Consider the following 23,444-nt stretch of genomic DNA (forward strand, 5'->3'; position numbering starts at 1 on the left):
GCCGTCCGAGGACAGGGGCGCGGACATGCCGGGCGAGGACAGGGGCGCGGACGTGCCGAAGGGGCACGGCCACCGCGGCCGTGCCCCTTCGTCGTGGTCACCCGGGGAGGGTCACTCCCCCGGCGTCGACTTCGCGATCTGCATCAGGAACTCGATGTTGGTGCGGGACTGCTTGAGCCGGTCCAGCAGGAGATCCATCGCGGCCTGCGAGTCCAGCGAGTGCAGCACCTTCCGGAGCTTGTGGATGATGGCCAGCTCCTCCGGTGCGAGCAGGACCTCTTCCTTACGCGTACCGGACGGGTTGATGTCGATGGCCGGGAAGGTCCGCTTGTCGGCGATCTTCCGGTCCAGCTTCAACTCGGCGTTACCGGTGCCCTTGAACTCCTCGAAGATGACCGTGTCCGCCATGGACCCGGTCTCCACCAGCGCCGTGGCGATGATGGTCAGCGACCCGCCGTTCTCGATGTTGCGGGCCGCGCCGAGGAAGCGCTTCGGCGGGTAGAGCGCGGTGGAGTCGATACCACCCGACATGATCCGGCCGCTGGCCGGCGCCGCCAGGTTGTACGACCGGCCGAGTCGGGTCACCGAGTCGAGCAGCACGACCACGTCGTGCCCGAGCTCGACCAGGCGCTTGGCCCGCTCGATCGCCAGCTCCGCCACCGTGGTGTGGTCCTGCGGCGGACGGTCGAACGTGGCCGCGATGACCTCGCCCTTGATCGACCGCTGCATGTCGGTGACCTCTTCGGGCCGCTCGTCCACCAGCACCACCATCAGGTGGCACTCCGGGTTGTTGCGGGTGATCGCGTTCGCGATCGCCTGCAGCACCATCGTCTTACCCGCCTTCGGCGGAGACTGGATGAGTGCCCGCTGGCCCTTGCCGATCGGCATGACCAGGTCGATGACCCGGGTGGTCAGGATGTGCGGCTCGGTCTCCAGACGCAGGCGCTCCTGCGGGTAGAGCGGAGTGAGCTTGTAGAACTCCGGACGACGCCGCGCCTCCTCCGGCTCCATCCCGTTGATCGTGTCCAGCCGCATCAGCGGGTTGTACTTGTCGCGCCGCTGGTCGCCGCTGTTGCCGCCCTCGCGGGCCGCCCGCACCGCGCCGGTGATCGCGTCACCGCGACGCAGGCCGTACTTCTTGATCTGGGACATCGAGACGTACACGTCGTTCGGGCCGGCCAGGTAGCCGGTCGTCCGCACGAAGGCGTAGTTGTCCAGCACGTCGATGATGCCGGCCACCGGGACGAGCACGTCGTCCTCGCTGACCTGCGGCTCACGGCCACCGGTGTCGGCACCGGTCTCGGTGCGCTCGCCGCGGCCACGGCGACGGTCCCGGAAGCGGCTGCGCCGGCCGCGCCGGCCGCCACCCTCGTCGTCGTCGTCGGTGTCCCGCTCGACACGCTGACCACGGTCGTTGCGGTCGTTGCGGTCACCGCGGTCGGTGCGCTCCGGACGGTCGTTACGCTCGGCCCGCTCACCCCGGTCGGAACGCTCCGTGCGGTCGTTGCGCTCGCCCCGGTCGTTGCGCTCCGCGCGCTCGCTCCGGTCGTTGCGCTCGGCCCGCTCGCCCCGCTCGGCACGCTCGCCCCGCTCGGCACGCTCGCCCCGCTCGGCACGGTCGCCCCGGTCGGCACGCTCGCCGCCCCGGTCGGCACGGTCGCCCCGCTCGTTGCGCTCGCCCCGGTCGGCACGCTCGGCGCCCCGGTCGGTCCGCTCGGCACGCTCGCCGCCCCGGTCGGCACGCTCCGGACGCTCGGCCCGGTCGCGGCGGTTCTCGCCACGGTCGGCCCGCTCGCCGGCTTCCGCCTCGTCGGCACGCGCCTCGGTCGGACGCGCCTCGGTCGGACGCGCCTCAGCGGGACGGGCCTCGGTGGCACGGGCCTCCGTCGCCGTGGTCCGGCTCCGCCGGGTACGGCTGCGGCCCTCGGTCTCGGCGGCCGGCTCGGCCGCCGCCTGCTCGGCGCCACGACCCTCGGCGGCCGGCCGGTCGGCGGTCTCCCGCACCTCGGCACGCACCCCCTCACGGGTCGGGGCGGCCGCGGCCGCGACCTCGGCCCGTGGTCGAGGGGTCCCGGCGGCGTTGCCGCCCTGCCGCTCGGAAATCGCGGCGATCAGCTCGCCCTTGCGCATGCGAGCCGTGCCGGAGATGCCGAGCGACGCAGCCAGGCTCTGCAGCTCTGGCAGCAGCATCGCCGACAGACCGGTGCCGCTACGCCGACGACGGGCGGGAGCGGCGGTGGTGGCATCGCCAGCGACGTTGGAAACATCCGACGTCACGTCGGTGGTGTCGCTCAATGGATTCCTTCCCTCGATAAGGCCGGGACTGCCCGGAGTCGGAGCTCAGGTGGCCGGGCGGCCTCGGTGCACCCGCCTCGCAAGGACGCGTCGCGGGAGTCTGTGACACAGCAGCCGGTCGGTATCCCGACTCACCAACGTCGGTGAGCAGGTCTCGCCGTCTGCGGCGACCTGTGGAAACTGCGGCGCGGCGTGGGCCTTGGCAGGGGTAGACGGGCTGACCGCCGAGAGCTTCGGGGGTGCGCCGCCCCGCAGGAGATCGCGTGCTTCGCGGCTGTGCTAGGTCTAGAGCGTAATCAACTCTTCCGACCTGCGGCAACAGGGTCCCGCTCGGCGTGTCCAAGTCTACCCCGCGCGACCCGCGCCCCGCTGACGTCTATCGGCAACTGCCAGATCTCCCAGTCTGTTCCCACCGGGAAGCCCGGTGGCGGCTCGCTGAGCGCCAGGACAGTGGGCCCCGCCCCACTGACCACAGCTGCCACACCAGCCGCTCGCAACGCGTTGACCAGGGAAGACGTGCCCGGCATCCCGGCTGCCCGGTAATCCTGGTGGAGCCGGTCGACGGTGGCCGGCAGCAGCAGGGTCGGGTCCGTGGTGAGCGCGTGCACCAGCAAGGCCGCCCGGCCGGCGGTCAGCGCGGCGTCGCCGTGCGGCACAGTGGCCGGCAGAGCCGCCCGCGCGGTCGCGGTCAGGCCACGTTCCGCAGGAACGAAGACGGTGGGCCGCACGGTGTCGGCGACCGGCAGGGACACCGCCCGGGAACCGCCCGGCTCGGTCCAGGCCAGTGTGAAACCGCCGAGCAGGCACGGTGCGACGTTGTCGGGGTGGCCCTCGATCTCGGCGGCCAGTCGGAGCGCGCCGGCGTCGTCCAGTCGGTGCTCACCATCGGTGACCAGGGCGCGGGCCAGCAGCACCCCGGCGACGATCGCGGCGGACGAGGAGCCCAGCCCCCGCGCCTGGGGGATCCGGTTGACGCACTCCACCCTCAGCCCCTCGGGATGGGCCCCGAGCACGTCGAACGCGGCGCGCATGGCCCGCACCACCAGGTGTCGGTCGTCGTCGGGCAGCTCGCCGGCACCCTGCCCGGCCACCGTCACCCGGACACCGCCCGAGGCGACCTCGGCGGACACGTCGTCGTAGAGCCCGAGGGCGAGACCCAGTGCGTCGAAGCCTGGGCCCAGGTTGGCGCTGGTCGCGGGAGTCCGGACGCGGACCGGCCCGGCGGTGAAGTTCGTCGGCACGCGCTCATGCTAGGGCTCGGCAGCGACGACCCGGCTCCACGCCCGCTGCCTGGGACCGCCGAACTCAGCCGGCCGGGTCGGGGACCGGCTCGGTGGCCGGGTCGGTGAGCGAGAGCCGGCGGGTGGCGATCCGCCAGCCGACCGCGTACACGAGGGTGATCAGCCCACACCCGGCGAGCACGACCCGCTCGTCCACCGAGTCCACCACCAGGGCCACCGCCAGTTGGCTCACCGAGATCGCCAGCGTCGCGAGCATCATGTCGGTGGCGAAGACGCGACCACGCAACCGGTCCGGGACCTCACCCTGCAAAGCGAAGTTCGACATCACCCAGTTGCTGCCGCCCGCGAAGTGCGCCACGAAGACCAGCAGCAGCACCAGTGGGAACCAGCGCACCACCGAGGTGCCCAGGTAGGACAGGCCGTAGAGCGACATGGACAGCGCGAGCCCGGGCAGCAGCCAGGCCCGGTTGGTGAGCACCCGGCGCATCAGGATCGGCCCCACCAGGGCCCCCGCGCCGCGCACCGCGAAGAGCAGGCCGGCGCCGAGCGGGCCGACTCCGTACACGCCGGCCAGCAGCGGGAACACCGTCAGCACACCGTTGCCCAGGCCCACCGCCGACTTGACCGTGACCAGCGCGAGCACCCGCGGGCGGTGACCGATGTAGCCGAGCGCCTCGCGGACAGCCGACCAGGTCCGCTGGGCTGGTTGGTCCGCGTCCCGGGGCGCCTGCAACGGCCGGCGGATCCGGGTGGCGAGGCCCGCGGCCACCGCCAGGCCCGCCGCCGCCACCCAGAAGCAGGCGTACGGTCCGGCGGCGGTGCTGAGCACGCCGCCGAGCGAGGCGCCGACCACGGTCATGGTGCCCCAGGCCGAGCCGGCGACGGCGTTTCCGGCGGCGAGCTCGTGCGGCTCCAGCACGTTGGGCAGCGCGGCCTGGGCGGCCGGCGAGTAGAACGCCTTGGCGACCGCCACCACGCCGATCGCGACCAACGCGAGCCACGCCGTTCCGGCGTTCCGCACGCCGAGCAGCAGCAGGACGCCCGCCAGCGCGGCAACGTTGGCCGCGATCATGATCTTCCGGCGGTCGAAGCGGTCGGCGATGGTGCCGGTGTACGGCAGCAGCAACGCCACGATGCCGGTGTCCACCGCCAGGACCAGCGCGCCCCAGACCCCGCTGCCGGTGAGGTGCGGCAGCAGCACCAGCAGCGGAACCATGACGAACCAGTCGGCACCGAAGACCACCAACTCGGCGAGGAACAGGTTGCGGAAGCTCCGGTTGCCGGTCAGAACCGAGAAGGTGGACGCCACGGAGCGCGACCCTACCCGGTCGGTGTAGAAGTCACACCCGCTCCCAGCAGCGCGGAGACCGTGACGAATGTGTATCCGCGCGACCGTAGTCCGTTGATCATGTCGGTCAGACCGCGCAGTGCGACCAGCCGCCGCCGCGCCCCCACATCGTGGCCGAGCACGATCGTTCCCGGTCGCACGCCGGCGACGATCCGCCGGGCGTGGCCGGCCGGATCGTCCGGGAACTCACGCTCCACCATCTGCAACGACCAGAGCACCAACCGGTAGTCCAGCCGGGCCGCGGCGTGCAGCACCGCCCCGCCCAGGTGGCCGTACGGCGGGCGGAGGAGCACCGGCTGGGTGCCGGTCGCGTCGGCGATGGCGTCGTGGCTGCGGCGCAGGTCGTCGTACGCCTCGGCGGCGTCCATCTCGGCCAGGTCCCGGTGGGCCCAGCTGTGGTTGCCCACCTCGTGCTCGGCGAGACGGTCGCGGACGACATCGGCGTGTCGGCGGACCTGCGCCCCGACCATGAAGAACGTCGCCGGCACCCGGTGCTGGGCCAGGGTGTCGAGCACCATCGGGGTCCACTGTGGCGCGGGACCGTCGTCGAAGGTGAGGGCCACCAGGCGTTGGCTGGTCCGCACCGACCAGACGACCTCCAGCGCGCCGGAGCCGACGACCTGCTGGCCGTTGCCGAGGGTGGCGCTCGCGGGACCGCCGGCGATCGGCAACCGGCGCTGGGTCATCCACCACGCCTCGGACGTCCCCGCGCCGACGGCCACACCACCCACGACCAGCAGGCCACGGCGCAGCAGGTCGCGTCGCCCCCACCCGCGCGCGCCCTCGGCCGTCCGCTCGCCCCGCTCCACCCGCACCCCCCACCCATCTACGAGGAGTATGCAAGAAGTAACAGAAGGTGTGGGGGCGGTCGGATCGGAGTGTTTCGGCCGGAGGAAGGCAGGAACGCCCCCGGCGGGATCCCGCCGGGGGCGTTGCGAGCTGTGCTGCCGACCTACTCGGTCGGCTCCGACGGAGGCAGTGGCGAGGTACGGCTACGGGGCAGCCGCAGCACCTCGAACTGGTCGGTTCCCTCCACCAGCGCGGCCGACGGCGCCGGTCGCCCGGACGGCTGCGCACCCCCGGCCGGTGCCGCCGCGCCGCTCGGCACCGCGACCTGGTTCGGGGCGGTCACCTCGGCGGCCTCCGTCGGGGTCGTCGACGGCTCGCCGGAGCGCCGCCGAGCACGCCGGTTCCGCAGCGACTCCTTGGTGTGTTCCACCATCGTGTACAGCGTCGGCACCAGGATCAGCGTGAGCAGCGTCGAGCTGAGCAGGCCACCGATCACCACGACCGCCAGCGGCTGGGAGATGAACCCGCCCTCACCGGTCAGACCGAACGCCATCGGCAGCAGCGCGAAGATGGTCGCCACCGCCGTCATCAGGATCGGACGCAGCCGACGACGGCCGCCCTCGACCACCGCCTCCCGGACACCCATGCCCTGCGCCCGGTACTGGTTGATCAGGTCGAGCAACACGATCGCGTTGGTCACCACGATGCCGACCAGCATCAGCACACCGATCAGCGCCGGCACGCCGAGCGGCGTCCCGGTGACCAGCAGCAGGCCGATCGCGCCGGTCGCCGCGAACGGGATGGAGATCAGCAGGATCAGCGCCTGGGTGAGGCTGCGGAAGGTGGCCACCATGATCAGGAAGACGATCGCGATCGCGGCCAGCACCGCCAAGCCCAGATCCGCGAAGGCATCCGCCTGATCCGCGCTGACCCCACCCACGGTGAAGGTCGCACCCGGCACGTCGATGCCGTCCAGCCGCTTCTGCAGCTCCGCGGTGGTCGCGCCCAGGTTCGAGCCCGTCGCCGCACCGGTCACCGACACGCTGCGCTCACCGTCGATCCGGGTGACCTGCTGCGGTCCCTCGCCCTGCGTGACGTCCGCGATGTCGTCCAGCTTGACCGGACCCACCGGCAGCGCCCGCAGCTCCTGCACGGTCATCGGCGGCTGCGTCCCCAGCCGCAGCACCACGTTCTGCTGCTGGCCGTCGAGCGCGACCTGACCCAGCGGCGCGCCGCGGAACGCCTGCGACACGATCTGCCCCACGGCGGCCTCGGTGAGGCCGGCCTTACCCGCGGCGACCCGGTCGACAGTCACGTCCACCCGCGGCACCCGCTCGGCGAGGCTGCTGGAGACGTCCTCGACGTCCGGGACACCGGCCATCGCCGCCCGCGCCTCTTCGGCGGCCCGGGTCAACACCTCCGGGTCGCTGGCCTGGACGATCACCTCCAGCTGGCTGGTCGACGCCTCCTGCCCGCCACCGAAGCTGATCTCACCGACGCCGGCGCCAAGCTTGTCGAACTCCTTGCGCAGCACCTCACGCATCTGCTTCGCGTCGCTGTCGCCGTCGAGGGCCAGCGACCAACTGGCGACATTGTTGCCGCCGCCGCCCGCCCACGGGTTGTCCCCGCCACCCGCCGTCACCTGGTACGTCTCGACGCCCTCAGTACGGGACAGCACCGACTCGACCTGCTTGGCCGCCGCGTCGGTGGCCGCCAAACCGCTGCCGGCCGGCAACTCCTGGCTCATGTTGAGGGTGTCCTGGCCGGAGTCGTCCAGGAAGTTGGTCTCCAACTTCTGCGCCAGACCGAAGGTGCCGAAGAGCACCAGCAGGCCGAGCCCGACCGTGATCCAGCGGGTCGACCGCTTGCGGGTGGCGAACCCGATCACCGGCAGGTACGCCCGCTGCAACGGGCTGCGCAGCTCCTTCTCCTCCGCGGCGCGCCGCACCGCCTCGTCGTCCGCGGTGCCCCCACGCGGCTTGAGGAACCAGTACGCGAGGATCGGGATCACGGTCAGCGACACCAGCAGCGAGGCGAGCAGCGCCACCGTCACGGTGATGGCGAACGGCGCGAAGAGCTGACCCACGAAACCGCCGACCAGTGCGATCGGCGCGAACACCGCCACCGTGGTGAGGGTGGACGCGGTCACCGCGCCGGCCACCTCACGGACGCCGGTGATGATGGCGTGCCGCTTCTCCTCGCCGTACTCCAGGTGTCGTTTGATGTTCTCCAACACCACGATCGAGTCGTCCACCACCCGGCCGACCGCGATGGTCAGCGCGCCGAGGGTGAGCAGGTTGAGCGAGTAGTCACCGATCCACAGGGCGATCAGCGCCACCAGCACGGAGAGCGGGATGGAGACCGCGGTGACCACCGTCGAGCGCACCGACAGCAGGAAGATCAGGATGACGATGACCGCCATCACCAGGCCCAGCAGACCCTCGGTGGTCAGCGACTCGATCGACTTCTCCACGAACGGCGCCTGGTCGAAGACCACGGTCAACTCCGCGCCGGAGGCGTCCTTCAGGTCGTCGAGCCGGTCGCGGATCTCGTGCGAGATCTCGACCGCGTTGCCGTCCGGCGCCGCGGTGACCGCGATGCCGAGGCTGTCCCTGCCGTTGGTCCGGGTGATCGCCGTGGCCGGCGCGAGCTGCTGTTCGACCGTCGCCACGTCAGCGAGGCGGACGGGCGTCGCGCCCGGGGAGACCACGATGCCGCGCAACTCCTCCACGGTGGCGATCGGCGTGCCGACCTGCACCGGAAGGGCCAACGCGCCGTCGGTCACCGCGCCGGCCGGAACCGCCACGCCGTTGGTCTTCAGCGCCGCGCCGAGTGCCGTCGGCTGGATCTTCGCGGCGGCCAGCTTCGCCGGGTCCGGGGTGACCACCACGATGTTGTCGCGGGTGCCGGTCACCTCGACCGTGCGTACCCCCTCGATGCTCTCCAGCTCCGGCACCACCGTCGCGCGCAGCTTCTCGGCGAGCGCCCGCTCGTCGGCCGCGCCGGCCGCAGCCAGCACCACCGCCGGGAGGTCGTCGGTGCTACCCGCGATGACCTGCGGGTCGACGTTCTCCGGCAGCTGGGCGTCGATGCGGCTCAACGCGGTCTGCATCTTGTTGACCACGTCGTCGAGGTCGGTGCCGAACTCGTACGTCACCTGGACGGTGGCCGCCCCCTCGCGGGACGTGGAGGTGATCTTGTCCAACCCGGGGATGCCCTGGAGGGCATTCTCGATCGGCTCGGTCACCTGCGACTCGACGATCTCGGGGCCGGCACCGGGGTAGGGGGCCACGATGAACGCGGCCGGGAACTCGAGCGACGGCAGCAGTTGCTGCTTCAGCGACGGTACGGCGAACGCTCCGAACACCGTGGTCACCACCGCGATGAGGGCGATCAGCCCTCGGTTGGCGAGGCTGAATCTGGCGAGCAGCGACATCGGCCTGGCTCACTCCTGAACGAGAATGCGGGCGGGGATACCCGAAAGTGTGCCGGACTCGCCTACCCCGACCCCCGCCGCCCCCGTGCCGCCTGCCCGCTGCGGATCAGCACCCGGACGGGTGGCGCGCTCAGGCCAGGTCGAGGGCGCGGGCCGCGGCCAGCGGGTCGTTCGCGATGGTCACCGGCGCGGGTGCGGTGGAGATCGCCCACTCCGGGTCCTTCAACCCGTGACCGGTCACCGTGCAGACCACCGTGGAACCGGGCGGCACCGCGCCCGCCGCGCCCTGCTGCAGCAGGCCGGCCACGCTGGCCGCGCTGCCCAACTCGACGAAGACCCCCACCTCGCGGGCGAGCAGCCGGTACGCGGAGAGGATCTCCCGGTCGGACACCGCCTCGATCAGGCCACCGGAGGCGTCCCGGGCATCCAGGGCCTTGGTCCAGCTCGCCGGGTTGCCGATCCGGATCGCGGTGGCGATGGTCGACGGCTCCGGCACCACCTTGCCGGTCACGATCGGGGCCGCGCCGGCGGCCTGGAAGCCGTACATCTTCGGCGTCCGGGTGGTGGCGCCGGCGGCCGACTCCTCCGAATAACCCATCCAGTACGCGGCGATGTTGCCGGCGTTGCCGACCGGCAGGCAGTGGATGTCGGGCGCGTCACCGAGCGCCTCGACGATCTCGAAGGCGGCGGTCTTCTGGCCGTGCAGCCGGTCGACGTTGACCGAGTTGACCAACGCGACCGGGTAGTCCTGGGCGAGCTTGGCGGCCGTCGCGAGGCAGTCGTCGAAGTTGCCGTTCACCTGGAGCAGCTTCGCGCCGTGCACCAGCGCCTGGGCCAGCTTGCCCAGCGCGATCTTGCCCTGCGGCACCAACACCGCACAGGTCAACCCGGCGCGAGCGGCGTACGCGGCGGCGGAGGCGCTGGTGTTGCCGGTGGAGGCGCAGATGATGGCCTTGTTACCGGCCTCGACCGCCTTGGACACCGCCAGGGTCATCCCCCGGTCCTTGAATGAGCCGGTCGGGTTGGCGCCCTCCACCTTGAGGTACACGTCGCAGCCGAGCCGGGCCGACAGCACCGGCGCCGGCAACAGCGGCGTGTTCCCCTCGTGCAGCGTGACGACCGGCGTGGCCGCGGTGACCGGCAGCCGATCCCGGTACGCCTCGATCAGACCCCGCCACATGTCGTTCTCCTCGCCTCTACCGCCGCACCGGCCCGAGTATCAGGGCCACCTTGGACCAACCTGCCGGAGCGGTCGATGCCACACCCCGGCCTACCCACCTGGCGGGACGCGCGAGCCCTCCCGTCGATGGTGCAACGACTCAGGCGTCGCCCTCGACCCGCAGCACACTGGTCACCGACCGGACGATGTCCAGACCGCGCAGCTCACCGACGGTCGCGGCGAGCGCGGCATCCGGCGCCACATGCGTGACGATGACCAGCTCGGCGTCGCCGTCGCGGCCCGCCGGGCCACCCGCCGAGCCCTGCCGGACAGTGGCGATCGACACGTCGTGCCGGGCGAACACGCTCGCCACCGAGGCCAGCACACCCGGGCGGTCGGCCACGTCGAGGCTCACGTGGTAGCGGGTCAACGCCTCGCCCATCGGCCGGACCGCCAGGTCCGCGTACGCGCTCTCGCTCGCCGCGCGCACCCCGGCGAGCCGGTTGCGGGACACCGCGACCACGTCGCCGAGCACGGCGCTGGCGGTGGGCGCGCCACCGGCGCCCCGGCCGTAGAACATCAGTTGACCGGCCGCGTCCGCCTCCACGAAGACCGCGTTGAACGCGTCGCCCACGCTGGCCAGCGGGTGACTGCGCGGGATCATCGCCGGGTGCACCCGGACGCTGACCGTCTCCCGGCCGGTGGAGTCGACGCCCCGGGCCGCGATGCAGAGCAGTTTGATCGTGCAGCCCATCGCCTGGGCGCTGGCCACGTCCGCGGCGGTCACCTCGGTGATGCCCTCGCGGTGCACGTCGGCGGCGCCGACCCGGGTGTGGAACGCCAGCGAGGCGAGGATCGCCGCCTTGGCCGCCGCGTCGAAGCCCTCCACGTCGGCGGTCGGGTCGGCCTCCGCGTACCCCAGTGCGGTGGCCTGCTCCAGGGCCTCGGCGAAGCCTGCGCCGGTGGCGTCCATGGCGGAGAGGATGAAGTTGGTGGTGCCGTTGACGATGCCGGTGACCCGGTTGATCCGGTCACCGTGCAGTGACTCGCGCAGCGGGCGCAGCAGCGGGATGGCCCCGGCCACGGACGCCTCGTAGTAGAGGTCGCCGCCGCCCTCGGCCGCCGCCTCGTGCAGGGCCACGCCGTCCTCGGCGAGCAGCGCCTTGTTGGCGGTGACGACGCTCTTGCCGGCGCGCAGCGCCTCGACCAGCCAGCCCCGGGCCGGCTCGATGCCGCCGACCACCTCGATCACCACGTCCACGTCGTCGCGCTTGATCAGGCTGAGCGCGTCGGTGGTGAACAGGTCCTCGGCGACCGGCAGGTCACCCCGGTCCCGGCCGAGCCGACGGACGGCGATGCCGGCGATCTCCAACGGAGCGCCGATCCGGGCGGCCAGGTCGGCCGACTGCTCGTGCAGGAGCCGGACCACCTCCTGACCGACCGTGCCGCAGCCGAGCAGCGCCAAGCGCACAGGTGACGTCATCCAACATCCAATGCGAGCAGGTCATCTTCGGTTTCCCGGCGGACGATCAGGCGCGCCTGGCCGTCGCGCACCGCGACCACCGGTGGCCGGGGCACATGGTTGTAGTTGCTGGCCATGCTCCGGCAGTACGCACCGGTGCCGGGCACCGCGACAAGATCTCCGGGCTGCACGTCGGCGGGCAGGAATTCATCCTTCACCACGATGTCCCCGGACTCACAGTGCTTTCCCACCACGCGGGCGAGCAACGGCTGTGCGCCCGAGGCCCGCGAGGCCAAGGTGGCCGAGTACGACGCGTCGTAGAGGGCGGTGCGGATGTTGTCGCTCATCCCGCCGTCGACGCTGACGTACGTCCGGATGCCGTCGAGGTCCTTGACCGTGCCGACCTCGTAGAGGGTGAACACGGCGGGCCCGACGATGGCCCGGCCCGGCTCGATCGACAGGTGCGGCACGGCCAGGTTCTCCGCCGCGCACTCCGAATCGACGATCTTGCGAAGTCGCTTGGCCAGGTCCTGCGGTGTCGCCGGGTCGTCCTGGGTGGTGTACGCGATGCCGAAGCCGCCGCCGAGGTCCAGCTCGGGCAGCTCCACCCCGCGCGCGTCGCGGATCTGCGCCTGGAGGGCGAGCACCCGACGGGCCGAGACCTCGAAACCGCTGGCGTCGAAGATCTGCGAGCCGATGTGCGAGTGCAGACCGCGCAGCTCCAGCACACCCTCGTCGAGGATCTTGAACGCGGCGTTCGCGGCGGCGCCGCCGGCCAGCGAGAAGCCGAACTTCTGGTCCTCGTGCGCGGTGGCGATGAACTCGTGGGTGTGCGCCTCGACGCCGACCGTGACCCGGACCAGCACCCGGGGCCGGACCCCGCGCTCGCGGGCCAGCGCGGTGAGCCGGTCGATCTCGGTGAACGAGTCGACGATGATCCGGCCCACCCCGGCGTCCAGCGCCCGGCCCAGCTCGGCGACCGACTTGTTGTTGCCGTGGAAGCCGATCCGCTCCGGCGGCATTCCGGCCGACAGCGCGGTGGCCAGCTCGCCGCCCGTGCAGACGTCCAGGTGCAGGCCCTCCTCGGCGATCATCCGGACCACCGCCCGGCAGAGGAACGCCTTGCCCGCGTAGAAGACGTCCTCGGTCGGGAAGGCCGCCCGGAAGTCGCGGCAGCGCGAACGCAGGTCGGCCTCGTCCAGGACGTACACCGGGGTGCCGAACTCGGCCGCGATGTCCCGGACGCTCAGGCCCGCGACGGCGACCGCGCCGTCCGCGCCGCGCGACACGCTGCGCGGCCACAGCGCCGGCACGAGGGCGTTGACGTCGGCCGGGGTACGCAGCCAGGCCGGCCCCTGGTTGCTGATGTCCGCGTGCAGCGCACCAGCCTCGTGAGCCCTCATGTCACATCCTCTCGGGTGCGGAGACGCCGAGCAGGTACAGGCCGTTGGCGATCACCGTGCGGGTGGCGTTGTTGAGCCAGAGGCGGGCACGGTGCAGGTCGGTGATCTCCTCGTCGCCCAACGGCAGCACCCGGCAGTTGTCGTAGAACCGGTGGAAGGAGGCGGCGACGCTCTCCTCCAGGTAACGGGCCACCCGGTGCGGCTCCCGCAGCTCGGCGGCCGTGGCCACCACGGCGGGGAACTCGGCGAGCGCCTTCAGCAGCTCGTTCTCCTTCTCGTGTTCGAGAAGTTCGGGCCGGAAGGCGGCAGCGTCACCCGGGACCAGTCCCACCTCGGCGGCGTTGCGGGCCACGCCCGCCGTCCGGGCGGCGACGTACTGCACGTAGTAGACCGGGTTGTCGCGGGTCGCCCGGGTCCACAGCTCGATGTCGATGTCGATCGGGGAGTCGCTGGAGTAGCGGGCCAACGCGTACCGGGAGGCGTCCACGCCGATCGCGTCGACCAGGTCCTCCAGGGTGATCACGGTGCCGGCCCGCTTGCTCATCCGCATCGGGGCGCCGTCGCGCAGCAGGTTGACCAGCTGCCCGATGAGGATCTCCAGGTTGCGCTCCGGGTCGTCGCCGAAGCAGGCGGCCATCGCCTTCATCCGACCGATGTAACCGTGGTGGTCGGCACCCAGCATGATCACGACCCGCTCGAAGCCGCGCTCGCGCTTGTCCAGGTAGTAGGCGCAGTCCGCGGCGAAGTACGTCCATTCTCCGTTGGACTTGCGCAGCACCCGGTCCTTGTCGTCACCGAAGTCGGTGGTGCGCAGCCAGGTCGCGCCCTCGGACTCGTAGAGGTGCCCCTGCTGACGCAGCCGGTTCAACGCCAGGTCCAGCTCACCCCGGTCGTGCAGGTCCTTCTCGTTGAAGTAGGTGTCGAACTCCACCCCGAAGTCGCGCAGCGAGGAGCGGATCTCGTCGAACATCAACGCGACACCCTCGACCCGGAAGACCTCCTGGGCGGCGTCGTCGTCGAGCGAGCGCACCTCCGGCCGACGGGCCTGCACCTCGGTGGCGATCTCGGCGATGTACGCGCCGCCGTACCCGTCCTCCGGCGCGGCCTCACCCTTCGCGGCGGCCAGCAGCGACCGGGCGAACCGGTCGATCTGCGAACCGGCGTCGTTGAAGTAGTACTCCGTGCCGACCTCGGCGCCGGTGGCCCGCAGCAGCCGGCTCAGCGCGTCACCGACGGCCGCCCAGCGGACCCCGCCGATGTGCACCGGCCCGGTCGGGTTGGCCGAGACGAACTCCAGGTTGATCTTCTCGCCGGCGAGCCGGTCGCTGCGGCCATACTCGGCGCCGGCCTCGACGATCACCCGGGCCAGCTGACCGGCCGCGGCGGCGTCGAGCCGAATGTTCAGGAAGCCCGGACCGGCGATTTCCACCGATTTGACACCCGCCGCCCGGCCCAGTTCGTCGGCCAGGGCCGTCGCCAGCTCCCGGGGCGGGACGCCCACCTTCTTGCTCAACTGCAGCGCGAGCGTCGAGGCGTAGTCGCCGTGCTCGGGGTTGCGCGGTCGCTCCACCACCGTGCTCGCCGGCAGCGCGGCGCGGTCGAGCCCACGCTGCTCGAAGACGGCGTGGGCGGCGGCAAGGACGACCGAGGCTAGTTCTGCAGGAGTCACCCAACCATGTTATCGGGGGTAGACTCGGGCACTCGGCGGCTCCCCTGCGCGTCATCCGGCCCGCCACTCCCCTGACCGACCGACTTGACGAGGCACGATGAGCATCAGCACCCCGGGTGGCCCTGAGCGCCGCCCGACCGTGGTCAGCACCGGCAAGAAGCCGGCCGCGGGCCGGCCGCCGTCCGGCGCCAAGGCCGGTTCCGGAAAGCCGACGGGCTCCCCCCGGGCCGGTGGCAAGGGTCCGCGCAAGCCGGTCACCCCGGTCAAGGTGAGCCAGGGCCGCGCCTGGGGCCCGATCGCGCTCTTCGTCGCGGTGGGCGTGCTGGTCGCCGGCATCATCGGGTACGGCGCCTGGGCGTCGTTCCAGGGCTCCAAGCCGTGGGACAAGCGGGCCGACGCCATCGACGGCATCGTCAACATCCGCAAGACCGACAAGGCGAGCCTCGAGTACGAGTCGCACAAGTCGGGCCCGCTGACCTACAAGTACTCGCCGCCGGTGGGTGGGGTGCACAACGCCGCCTGGCAGAACTGCATGGGCGACGTCTACGACGCCCCGATCGCCAGCGAGCACGCGGTGCACAGCCTGGAGCACGGCGCGGTGTGGATCACCTACCGCCCGGACCTGCCGAAGGACCAGGTCGACAAGCTCGCCGGCAAGGTGCGCGGTGTCGAGAAGATGCTGATGAGCCCGTACGAGGGTCTGGACAAGCCGATCTCGCTACAGGCGTGGGGCTACCAGCTCAAGGTCGACAACGCCGACGACTCGCGGATCGACGAGTTCATCAAGGACCTGCGGGTGAACGCCTCCGTCGAGGGCCCGACGGCGCTGTGCAACACCGGCATCACCGCCACCGGCACCACGCCGCGTGAGCTCCAGCAGCAGCAGCCCACCCAGTAAGGACGGCAATGACCGCTCCGGCGACCACCGACAGCGAGTACGACGACGACATCCCGGCCGCCCCGGACGAGGGCGGCCGGGCCCCGGCGTCGCGTTACGGCGTGCTGGCGCTTGCCGTCATGCTGGTGGTGGGGCTCCTTCTCGGGTACGCGGGCGGTCTGCTCACCCCGCGGCTCACCCGTCCCGGTGACGCCTCGGTCGAGGCGGGCTTCGCCCGGGACATGACGACCCACCACGCGCAGGCGGTGGAGATGAGCCTGATCGCGTACCGGTCGGCGACCCTCCCCGAGGTGCGGCAGATCGCCGTCGACATCGCCACCGGGCAGCAGGGCGAGATCGGCGCGATGCAGACCTGGCTGCGCGAGTGGGATCTGAGCCCGACCGGGTCGAAGCCGCCGATGTCGTGGATGTCCGACGGGGCTGCCGTCAAGGACGGCCTGATGCCGGGCATGGCCACGCCGGCGCAGATGACCGCCCTGCGCAACGCACAGGGCATCGAGGTCGACCGGCAGTTCCTGACCCTGATGTACGCCCACCACCTGGGCGGCATCCACATGATCGACGCGGCCCTCGACGAGACGGACAACGCCGAGGTCGTGCGGGTGGCACAGATCATGAAGAACACCCAGCAGACCGAGCTGAACAATCTCCGGCAACTCCAGGCGCAGGCCAAGGGCTGACCGGCTCGCAGGTAGGCACCCGGCCCGCGTCACCGTCACACCTCGACGGGGGCGCGGGCCGTACCACGTCCCCACAACGCCTCCGCTGCCCGGCGCCCTGCCGATGATCGACTCAGTTTTCAGGAAACCGGGCGGTCGACGTGGCCGGGATGCCGCGACTTTCAGGAAGGCGAGTCGATCAAGGCCGCCTGAAGCGCGTCGTGCACCGAACACCCCGCGATGCGCCCTTTGGGCGTTTTGCGCGGCACAGGCGATTCCGTTGCTTAGAGAGTTTTCTCCCCACATATCGTGACCAGTTGCGATTCGGGCTCGTTGCCCAAGACGTGGGGGTTGCACTCAGAGACGCACGGCGTTCGGTCACCAGTTGGTGCCGACGCCACACCATCGGTGGTGACGGGGCGGTGGCAGCCGTCCGTCGCGGACAGCGGCAGGGCGAGCCGGGAATGCTCAGCCGCGAACAGGAACTCGAACTGATCGACACACTGCGGGGCGTCCACCCCGACGAGTTCGGCCTGGACGAGGAGTTGTGGACGCGGCAGAGCCTCACCACGCTCATCCAGCGACGATTCGACCTGCCGTTGGACGCCGGAGCGGTCGGGGCGTACCTGCGGGCCTGGGGGTTGGGTCCGCGGGAGCCGCGCGAGCGGGCCTGCGGTCTCTGCGTCAGCGCGGTCGAGCGTTGGGTCCGCAGCGAGTACCCGGCGATCACCCGGGCCGCCCAGGAGCACCTCGCCGAGGTCTACTGGATCGGTCGGGTCCGGCTGCGCGGCACGATGCCGGCCGCCGACGTGATCTCCGCCGTCTCGTCCCGTGGGCGGGTCCGCTTCATGATCACCACGCCGACGGTGGACCCGCCGCTCCCCCGCGACTTCGTGCTGCGGCTCAGCGGCGAGGAACAGCGCACCGTCCACCTGATCGTGGACGGCTCCTGGCCCCGCAACGAATGGCCGCGCCGGCTTCCCCGGCGGATCGTCCTGCACCCGCTGCCCAGCTGCGGGCGGACGGTGGCCGCCTGAGCACGGGTGAGCCGATCCGACCCGATCGGCTCACCCGATACCGATTCGGCGTACGCAGGGGAGGTTTGCTAGTCTTCTCCAGTCGCTGAGCCCCCGTAGCTCAGGGGATAGAGCACCGCCCTCCGGAGGCGGGGGCGCAGGTTCGAATCCTGCCGGGGGCACACTTGCTCAGAAAGACCACCACGAGAGGCTCCTGACCGAATCCCGGTCAGGAGCCTTCATCGTGTCGGCCGAACATCCGCCGGCAGGACGGCAGCTGGCACCAGGGGCGCGACGATCGCCGGTTGCCGGTGCCGCCCACGGCTCGGGTGCTGCCACCAGGTGCCGGAGCGCCCGTCGGCTCGTACGAGAAGCAGCAGCCCGAGCAGCAGCCACACGACCGTCGCGCAGCGGTTGGCGGTGAGCGCGGGCAACCCGGTCGACGCACCGATTAGTACCAGGATCAACGCGCCGGTGAACGGCGACTCGGGGCGGTTGTTCCGGGCGACCAGCCACCCGATCGCCAGCGCGGCCAGGACGGCGGTGTGCAGGACGACACCGATGACACCGGCGACGACGAGAGCCTCCACCCAGCCGTTGTCGTAGGCGACGCGCAACCCGCCGAAACCCATCCCGGACACCGGGGACAGCGTGGCCATCACGTCCACCGCCTGCTGCACGCTCGACTGGCCACCGATCCGACCGGCGGTGTAGAGGCCGAGTTGGTCGCCGCCGCCACCGCTGCCGGGCAACAGTCGCTGGGCGAACCCCTGCCCGTCCCACTGATCCAGGTACGCGTCGGCGGCGAACCAGGCGGCGACGCTGGCCACGGCGGCGGCCGACAGTCGTCGCCGCCGACCGGAGGCCAGGATGACGTAGGCGATCCCGATCGGCGCTCCGACCAGCAGGAAGATCTTCGAGACGGACAGGACTCCGCCGACGCTGAGCAGCAGCAGGGTGACCGCCAGCTTGCCGACCTGCCGCTGGTAGAGGTACAGGGCGGCGAGGACGGCCATCGAATACAGCAACCCCGCCTCGGCCGGCTGGTTGAAGATCCCCGAGTAGCGGCCCAGCTGCTCGGCACGGTCCGCGACGCTCTCCCCTTCGCCGAACCCTCGGAACTGGGCCAGCAGATCGCTCTCCACACCGGCCGCCGACCACACGGAGACGACGGCGTTGGCGACCATCGCCAGGACGGTCACCGTGCACACCGCACGCAGCATCCGGGCCGGGTCCGCGCCGGCCCCCACGAGCATCGCGACGACCGCGACGACCACGAGCGGCAGGACGATGTTGTCGATCCCCGCTACGACGTCGCCGGCCTCGTACAACGTGTGGTTCTGCGGCGGGATGACCACTCCGATCGTGGCGACCGCGACCAGGCTGAGGTGCGCCCCCAGGGCCCAGACAGCGGCGCCGGTGAAACGGGGGCGCAGCCACAACCCGGCCAGGCAGAGCACCGCGGCGGCACCGTAGACAGCGACCTGCTCGGTCCGCAGGCCCGGTGCCAGGTACGGGCCGAACACGGCCACGGTGAGTACGGTGACGACGCGGCGTCCCCAGGTGGTGGCGTTTGACGAGTTGACGGGGACGGCGTTCACACCCGGTTAACGAGCACCGGGCAGCCGGCGTCGCGCGTGGTCGTGGCCGACCCGATGGCGAACAGCGCTCGCCCGACCGCAGGTGGCCCGACGGTCGGCCGGCGACGTCAGCTGCCGACGTACGCCGCCAGGTGCTCGCCGGTGAGGGTGGTGCGGGCGGCGACGAGCTCCGCGGGTGTGCCCTCGAAGACGATCCGACCACCGTCGTGCCCAGCACCGGGGCCGAGGTCGATGATCCAGTCGGCATGGGCCATGACCGCCTGGTGATGCTCGATGACGATCACCGACTTGCCGGCGTCGACCAGGCGGTCGAGCAGCCCGAGCAGTTGCTCGACATCGGCCAGGTGCAGGCCGGTGGTCGGCTCGTCGAGGACGTAGACGCCGCCCTTCTCGGCCATGTGGGTGGCCAGCTTGAGTCGTTGCCGCTCCCCGCCGGAGAGGGTGGTGAGCGGTTGCCCCAGGCTGAGGTAGCCGAGCCCGACGTCGGCGAGCCGGTCGAGGATGGCGTGGGCCGCCGGGGTACGCGCCTCGCCGGCGCCGAAGAACTTCTCGGCTTCCGTCACCGACATCGCGAGCACCTCGCTGACGTCGCGACCGCCGAACCGGTATTCCAGCACCGACGCCTGGAACCGCTTGCCCTCGCAGTCCTCGCACGGGGCGGCGACGCCGGACATCATCCCCAGGTCGGTGTAGATGACACCAGCGCCGTTGCAGCTCGGGCATGCGCCCTCGGAGTTGGCGCTGAACAACGCGGGCTTCACGCCGTTGGCCTTCGCGAACGCCTTGCGGATCGGGTCGAGCAACCCGGTGTAGGTGGCCGGGTTGCTGCGCCGCGAACCCCGGATCGCGCCCTGGTCGATCGAGACCACACCAGCGCCGGCCGGGATCGAGGAGTGCACGAGCGAACTCTTGCCGGAGCCGGCCACGCCGGTCACGACGACGAGCACCCCGAGGGGTACGTCGACGTCGACGTTCTGGAGGTTGTTGGCCGTCGCGCCCCGGATCTCCAGCCTGCCGGTGGGCGTCCGTACCGTCTCCTTGAGAGCGGCCCGGTCGTCGAAGTGGCGGCCGGTGATGGTGCCGCTGGCCCGCAGGCCCGCCACGGTGCCCTGGTAGCAGACCGTGCCGCCGTCCGTGCCGGCCCCCGGCCCGAGGTCGACGACGTGGTCGGCGATGGCGATGGCCTCCGGTTTGTGCTCCACGACCAGCACGGTGTTGCCCTTGTCGCGCAGCTGGAGCAGCAGCTCGTTCATCCGCTGGATGTCGTGCGGGTGCAGCCCGATCGTCGGCTCGTCGAAGACGTAGGTGACGTCGGTGAGCGACGAGCCGAGGTGTCGGATCATCTTGGTGCGCTGCGCCTCGCCGCCGGAGAGCGTGCCCGACGGCCGGTCCAGCGAGAGGTAACCCAGCCCGATCTCCTCGAACGAGTCGAGGAGGTGTTGCAGGCCCGCCAGCAGCGGGGCCACCGACGGCTCCTCGATCCCGCGTACCCAGGCGGCCAGGTCGCTGATCTGCATCGCGCACGCGTCCGCGATGTTCTTTCCCTTGATCTTCGACGACCGGGCCTCCTTGCTGAGCCGGGTGCCGGCACAGTCGGGGCAGGTCGTGAAGGTCACCGCGCGCTCCACGAAGGCGCGGATGTGCGGCTGCAACGCGTCGATGTCCTTGGCCAGGAAGGACTTCTGGATCGACGGGATCAGGCCCGCGTACGTCAGGTTGATGCCGTCGATTTTGATCTTGGTTGGCTCCCGGTGCAGCAGGTCGTGCAGCTCCCGCTTGGTGAACTTCGCGATCGGCTTGTCCGGGTCGAAGTAGCCGCAGCCCCGGAAGATCCGGCCGTACCAGCCCTCCATGCTGTAACCCGGAATGGTGATCGCGCCCTCGTTGAGCGAGCGGCTGTCGTCGTACAGCGCCGTCAGGTCGATGTCGGTCACCGCGCCCATTCCCTCGCAGCGCGGACACATGCCACCGAGACGGTTGAAGGTCGCCCGCTCCGTCTTCGTCTTACCGGCGCCGCGGTCGACCGTGATCGCACCGGTCGCCTTCACCGACGGGACATTGAAGGAGTACGCGTTGGGCGAACCGATCTGCGGCTGCCCGAGCCTGCTGAACAGGATGCGCAGCATCGCGTTGGCGTCGGTGGCCGTGCCGACGGTGGAGCGGGAGTTGGCGCCCATCCGCTCCTGGTCCACGATGATCGCCGTGGTCAGGCCGTCCAGCAGGTCGACCTCGGGACGCGCCAGCGTCGGCATGAAACCCTGCACGAACGCGCTGTACGTCTCGTTGATCATCCGCTGCGACTCGGCCGCGATGGTGCCGAACACCAGCGAGCTCTTGCCGGAGCCGGAGACACCGGTGAACACGGTCAGCCGCCGCTTCGGGATCTCGACGGTGACGTCCCTGAGGTTGTTCACCCGCGCGCCCTGCACCCGGATCAGGTCGTGGCTGTCGGCCACGTGCGGCGCGGACGGCTGGCTGGCCGTGCTCATCGTGACTCCATCTGTCAGGCGCGCAGGACTCAGCGCACTTCCTGGATGCGGATCATATTGCCCGCGGGATCCCGGAACGCACAGTCGCGTACGCCGTACGGCTGCTCGGTCGGCTCCTGGACGACCTCGGCGTCGCTGGCCTCCAGCTTCGCGAAGGTGCCGTCCAGGTCGGTGGTGGCCAGGTTGACGCCGAAGTAGCTGCCCTTGGCCATCAGCTCGAGGATGGTCTGGCGTTCGTCGTCGGTGAGGCCGGGGTTGGCGGCCGGCGGGTGCAGGACGATGGCGGTGCTGGGCTGGCCGACCGGGCCGACCGTGATCCACCGCATCCCCTCGTACCCGACGTCGAGGCGGACCTCGAAGCCGAGGATGTCGCGGTAGAAGACGAGCGAGGCCTCCGGATCGGTGTGCGGCAGGAAACTGGAATGAATGGTGATGTCCATGCTGGTCACGCTAGTTGCGCCGCGGCGACCCGCGCTTCTCGATTCCTGACCGGTCGGGTCACCTGCTTCGCCACGCACGACGGAATCCCCGCCGTCGCCTGCGCCGCCTGCCGCCGGTAGACACTCGGCGGCACGCCGACCAGCTCGGTGAAGCGGGTGCTGAAGGTGCCCAGCGACGAACAACCGACCGCGAAACAGACGTCGGTGACGCTCAGGTCGCCACGGCGCAGCAGGGCCATCGCCCGCTCGATCCGTCGGGTCATGAGGTAGCTGTAGGGGGATTCGCCATAGGCGAGGCGGAACTCGCGGCTGAGGTGGCCGGCCGACATGTGCGCGCCACGCGCCAACGCCTCGACGTCCAGCGGAGACGCGTATTCCCGGTCGATCCGGTCGCGGACCCGGCGCAGCCGGGCCAGGTCGCCCAGCCGCTGAGTCGTGTCGGATTTGCTGCTCACCTGGGAAATCGTGCCACAACCCACCGACATTCGGCCGCTCCCCGGGCGCGGGCGGGGGCCGACGAGTCGGTCGGTCGGCTTCCCTCTCGCCGAGCGCGGGCCGGGGCCGACGAGTCGGTCAGTCGGCCTCGCGGCGGGCGCGGGCCCGACGCTTCCCCTCGTGCATGGCCTGCACCCGGGCCACCGGAATGGCCCGGCCCTCGGCGACCAGGTCGGCGGGGAGCGGTTGCGGGGACGGCATCAACGCGGCCCAGGGGTCGCCGTCGGCGAGCAGCGCCGGGGCGGTCCGGATGGTGAAGTCGGCGGGGGTCACCCCGGTCAACTCGGCCCAGTCGACCGGGAAGGAGACCGGCATCCCGGGGCGCAGCCGGGGGCTGTACGCGGCGGCCACGGTCGCCCCGCCCGCCCGGGTGGCATCCACGAAGACCCGGCCACCCCGGTCCTCCTTGATGTACGCCGTGGTGGCAAGCGCCGGGTCGAGCCGTTCGGCGCGGACGGCGAGCGCCCGGGTGGCGGCGGCCACCTCCTCGGCCGTGGGCTCGTCGGTCAGCGGAACGAAGACGTGCACGCCCTTGGCGCCGCTGGTCTTGACCGCACCGGCCAGGCCGGCGTCGGCGAGCGCCTGGCGGACCAGCAGGGCCGCGTCGACCGCCGCGCGGAACCCGTCGCCGTCGGGCGGGTCCAGGTCGAGGACCAGGTGGGTCGGGCGGTGCGGGTCCGCGACGGTGTGCAGCGTCGGGTGGTACTCCACCGCCCGCTGGTTGGCGAACCAGAGCAGGGTGCGCCGGTCGTCGCAGAGGGCGTACGAGATCTCCCGGTGCGACGCCTCCGCCCAGACCGGCGCCCGGCGAACCCAGTCCGGGGTGTAGCGGGGCAGGTTCTTCTGCATGAACGGCGGCTGGCCGGGACGGACCCTGATCACCGACAGCGGTCGGCCCCGCAACTGCGGGAGGATCCGGTCCCCGACCGCGTCGAGGTAGTCGACCAGGTCACGCTTGGTCGCGTCGTCGCGGTCGGAGAGCGGCTGGTCCAGGTTGGTCAGGGCCACGCCGTCCCGGGTCTCGTCAGCCTCGCTCACCCGACC

General features: G+C 71.4%; 17 protein-coding genes and 1 tRNA gene. 4 read left to right on the top strand and 14 right to left on the bottom strand.

Going from position 1 to position 23,444, the window contains the following annotated elements; all coding sequences use genetic code 11:
• Positions 1–111: 111 nt before the first annotated feature.
• From rho to argS, 9 genes are all read right to left on the bottom strand, one after another.
• The gene (rho, locus tag AB0J33_RS17830) at positions 112–2,295 is read right to left on the bottom strand and encodes a transcription termination factor Rho (RefSeq protein ID WP_363614789.1); all 2,184 of its coding nucleotides are present in this window, start codon (positions 2,293–2,295) and stop codon (positions 112–114) included.
• Between the two features lie 296 nt (positions 2,296–2,591).
• Positions 2,592–3,536, bottom strand: coding sequence for a homoserine kinase (thrB, locus tag AB0J33_RS17835; protein WP_363614791.1), 945 nt, complete (start codon positions 3,534–3,536; stop codon positions 2,592–2,594).
• Positions 3,537–3,600: 64 nt separating this feature from the next.
• A complete protein-coding gene (locus AB0J33_RS17840) occupies positions 3,601–4,845 on the bottom strand; it encodes an MFS transporter (RefSeq protein ID WP_363614793.1) in 1,245 nt (414 codons plus the stop codon).
• Positions 4,846–4,856: 11 nt separating this feature from the next.
• A complete protein-coding gene (locus AB0J33_RS17845) occupies positions 4,857–5,699 on the bottom strand; it encodes a polysaccharide deacetylase family protein (protein ID WP_363614795.1) in 843 nt (280 codons plus the stop codon).
• A gap of 137 nt (positions 5,700–5,836) precedes the next feature.
• Complete coding sequence (locus tag AB0J33_RS17850; protein ID WP_363614797.1) at positions 5,837–9,109, bottom strand: efflux RND transporter permease subunit; 3,273 nt, start codon at positions 9,107–9,109, stop codon at positions 5,837–5,839.
• 130 nt (positions 9,110–9,239) lie between these two features.
• Positions 9,240–10,289 (bottom strand): threonine synthase, encoded by a 1,050-nt coding sequence (gene thrC / locus AB0J33_RS17855; protein ID WP_363614799.1) that lies wholly within the window; start codon positions 10,287–10,289, stop codon positions 9,240–9,242.
• Between the two features lie 139 nt (positions 10,290–10,428).
• Positions 10,429–11,739, bottom strand: a complete 1,311-nt coding sequence (locus AB0J33_RS17860) for a homoserine dehydrogenase (RefSeq protein WP_363615192.1) — start codon at positions 11,737–11,739, stop codon at positions 10,429–10,431.
• A gap of 8 nt (positions 11,740–11,747) precedes the next feature.
• The gene (gene lysA, locus AB0J33_RS17865; protein ID WP_363614800.1) at positions 11,748–13,133 is read right to left on the bottom strand and encodes a diaminopimelate decarboxylase; all 1,386 of its coding nucleotides are present in this window, start codon (positions 13,131–13,133) and stop codon (positions 11,748–11,750) included.
• 1 nt (position 13,134) lies between these two features.
• Positions 13,135–14,802 (bottom strand): arginine--tRNA ligase, encoded by a 1,668-nt coding sequence (gene argS / locus AB0J33_RS17870; RefSeq protein WP_363614802.1) that lies wholly within the window; start codon positions 14,800–14,802, stop codon positions 13,135–13,137.
• Between the two features lie 97 nt (positions 14,803–14,899).
• Between argS and AB0J33_RS17875 the strand changes: the two genes are divergently transcribed.
• The 4 genes from AB0J33_RS17875 (at position 14,900) to AB0J33_RS17890 (ending at position 17,557) form a co-directional block, all read left to right on the top strand.
• Positions 14,900–15,700 (top strand): DUF3105 domain-containing protein, encoded by an 801-nt coding sequence (locus tag AB0J33_RS17875; RefSeq protein ID WP_363614804.1) that lies wholly within the window; start codon positions 14,900–14,902, stop codon positions 15,698–15,700.
• Positions 15,701–15,708: 8 nt separating this feature from the next.
• Positions 15,709–16,380, top strand: coding sequence for a DUF305 domain-containing protein (locus tag AB0J33_RS17880; RefSeq protein WP_363614806.1), 672 nt, complete (start codon positions 15,709–15,711; stop codon positions 16,378–16,380).
• A 323-nt stretch (positions 16,381–16,703) separates the two neighbouring features.
• Entirely contained in the window at positions 16,704–17,396 is a 693-nt protein-coding gene (locus AB0J33_RS17885; RefSeq protein ID WP_363614808.1) for a winged helix-turn-helix domain-containing protein, read from the top strand.
• 89 nt (positions 17,397–17,485) lie between these two features.
• A tRNA-Arg gene (locus AB0J33_RS17890) sits at positions 17,486–17,557 on the top strand.
• Between the two features lie 57 nt (positions 17,558–17,614).
• On the opposite strand, the gene AB0J33_RS17895 is transcribed toward AB0J33_RS17890, so the two are convergent.
• From AB0J33_RS17895 to ligD, 5 genes are all read right to left on the bottom strand, one after another.
• On the bottom strand, positions 17,615–18,976 hold the full coding sequence (locus AB0J33_RS17895; RefSeq protein ID WP_363614810.1) for a hypothetical protein: 1,362 nt from the start codon (positions 18,974–18,976) through the stop codon (positions 17,615–17,617).
• A gap of 107 nt (positions 18,977–19,083) precedes the next feature.
• The gene (locus AB0J33_RS17900) at positions 19,084–21,465 is read right to left on the bottom strand and encodes an excinuclease ABC subunit UvrA (RefSeq protein WP_363614812.1); all 2,382 of its coding nucleotides are present in this window, start codon (positions 21,463–21,465) and stop codon (positions 19,084–19,086) included.
• A 29-nt stretch (positions 21,466–21,494) separates the two neighbouring features.
• A complete protein-coding gene (locus AB0J33_RS17905) occupies positions 21,495–21,905 on the bottom strand; it encodes a VOC family protein (RefSeq protein WP_363614814.1) in 411 nt (136 codons plus the stop codon).
• 5 nt (positions 21,906–21,910) lie between these two features.
• On the bottom strand, positions 21,911–22,360 hold the full coding sequence (locus AB0J33_RS17910; protein WP_363614816.1) for a helix-turn-helix transcriptional regulator: 450 nt from the start codon (positions 22,358–22,360) through the stop codon (positions 21,911–21,913).
• 118 nt (positions 22,361–22,478) lie between these two features.
• On the bottom strand, positions 22,479–23,438 hold the full coding sequence (ligD, locus tag AB0J33_RS17915) for a non-homologous end-joining DNA ligase (protein ID WP_363614818.1): 960 nt from the start codon (positions 23,436–23,438) through the stop codon (positions 22,479–22,481).
• Positions 23,439–23,444 lie beyond the last annotated feature (6 nt).

Source organism: Micromonospora sp. NPDC049645 (assembly GCF_040675155.1).
In the GTDB taxonomy this organism is placed as follows: domain Bacteria; phylum Actinomycetota; class Actinomycetes; order Mycobacteriales; family Micromonosporaceae; genus Micromonospora.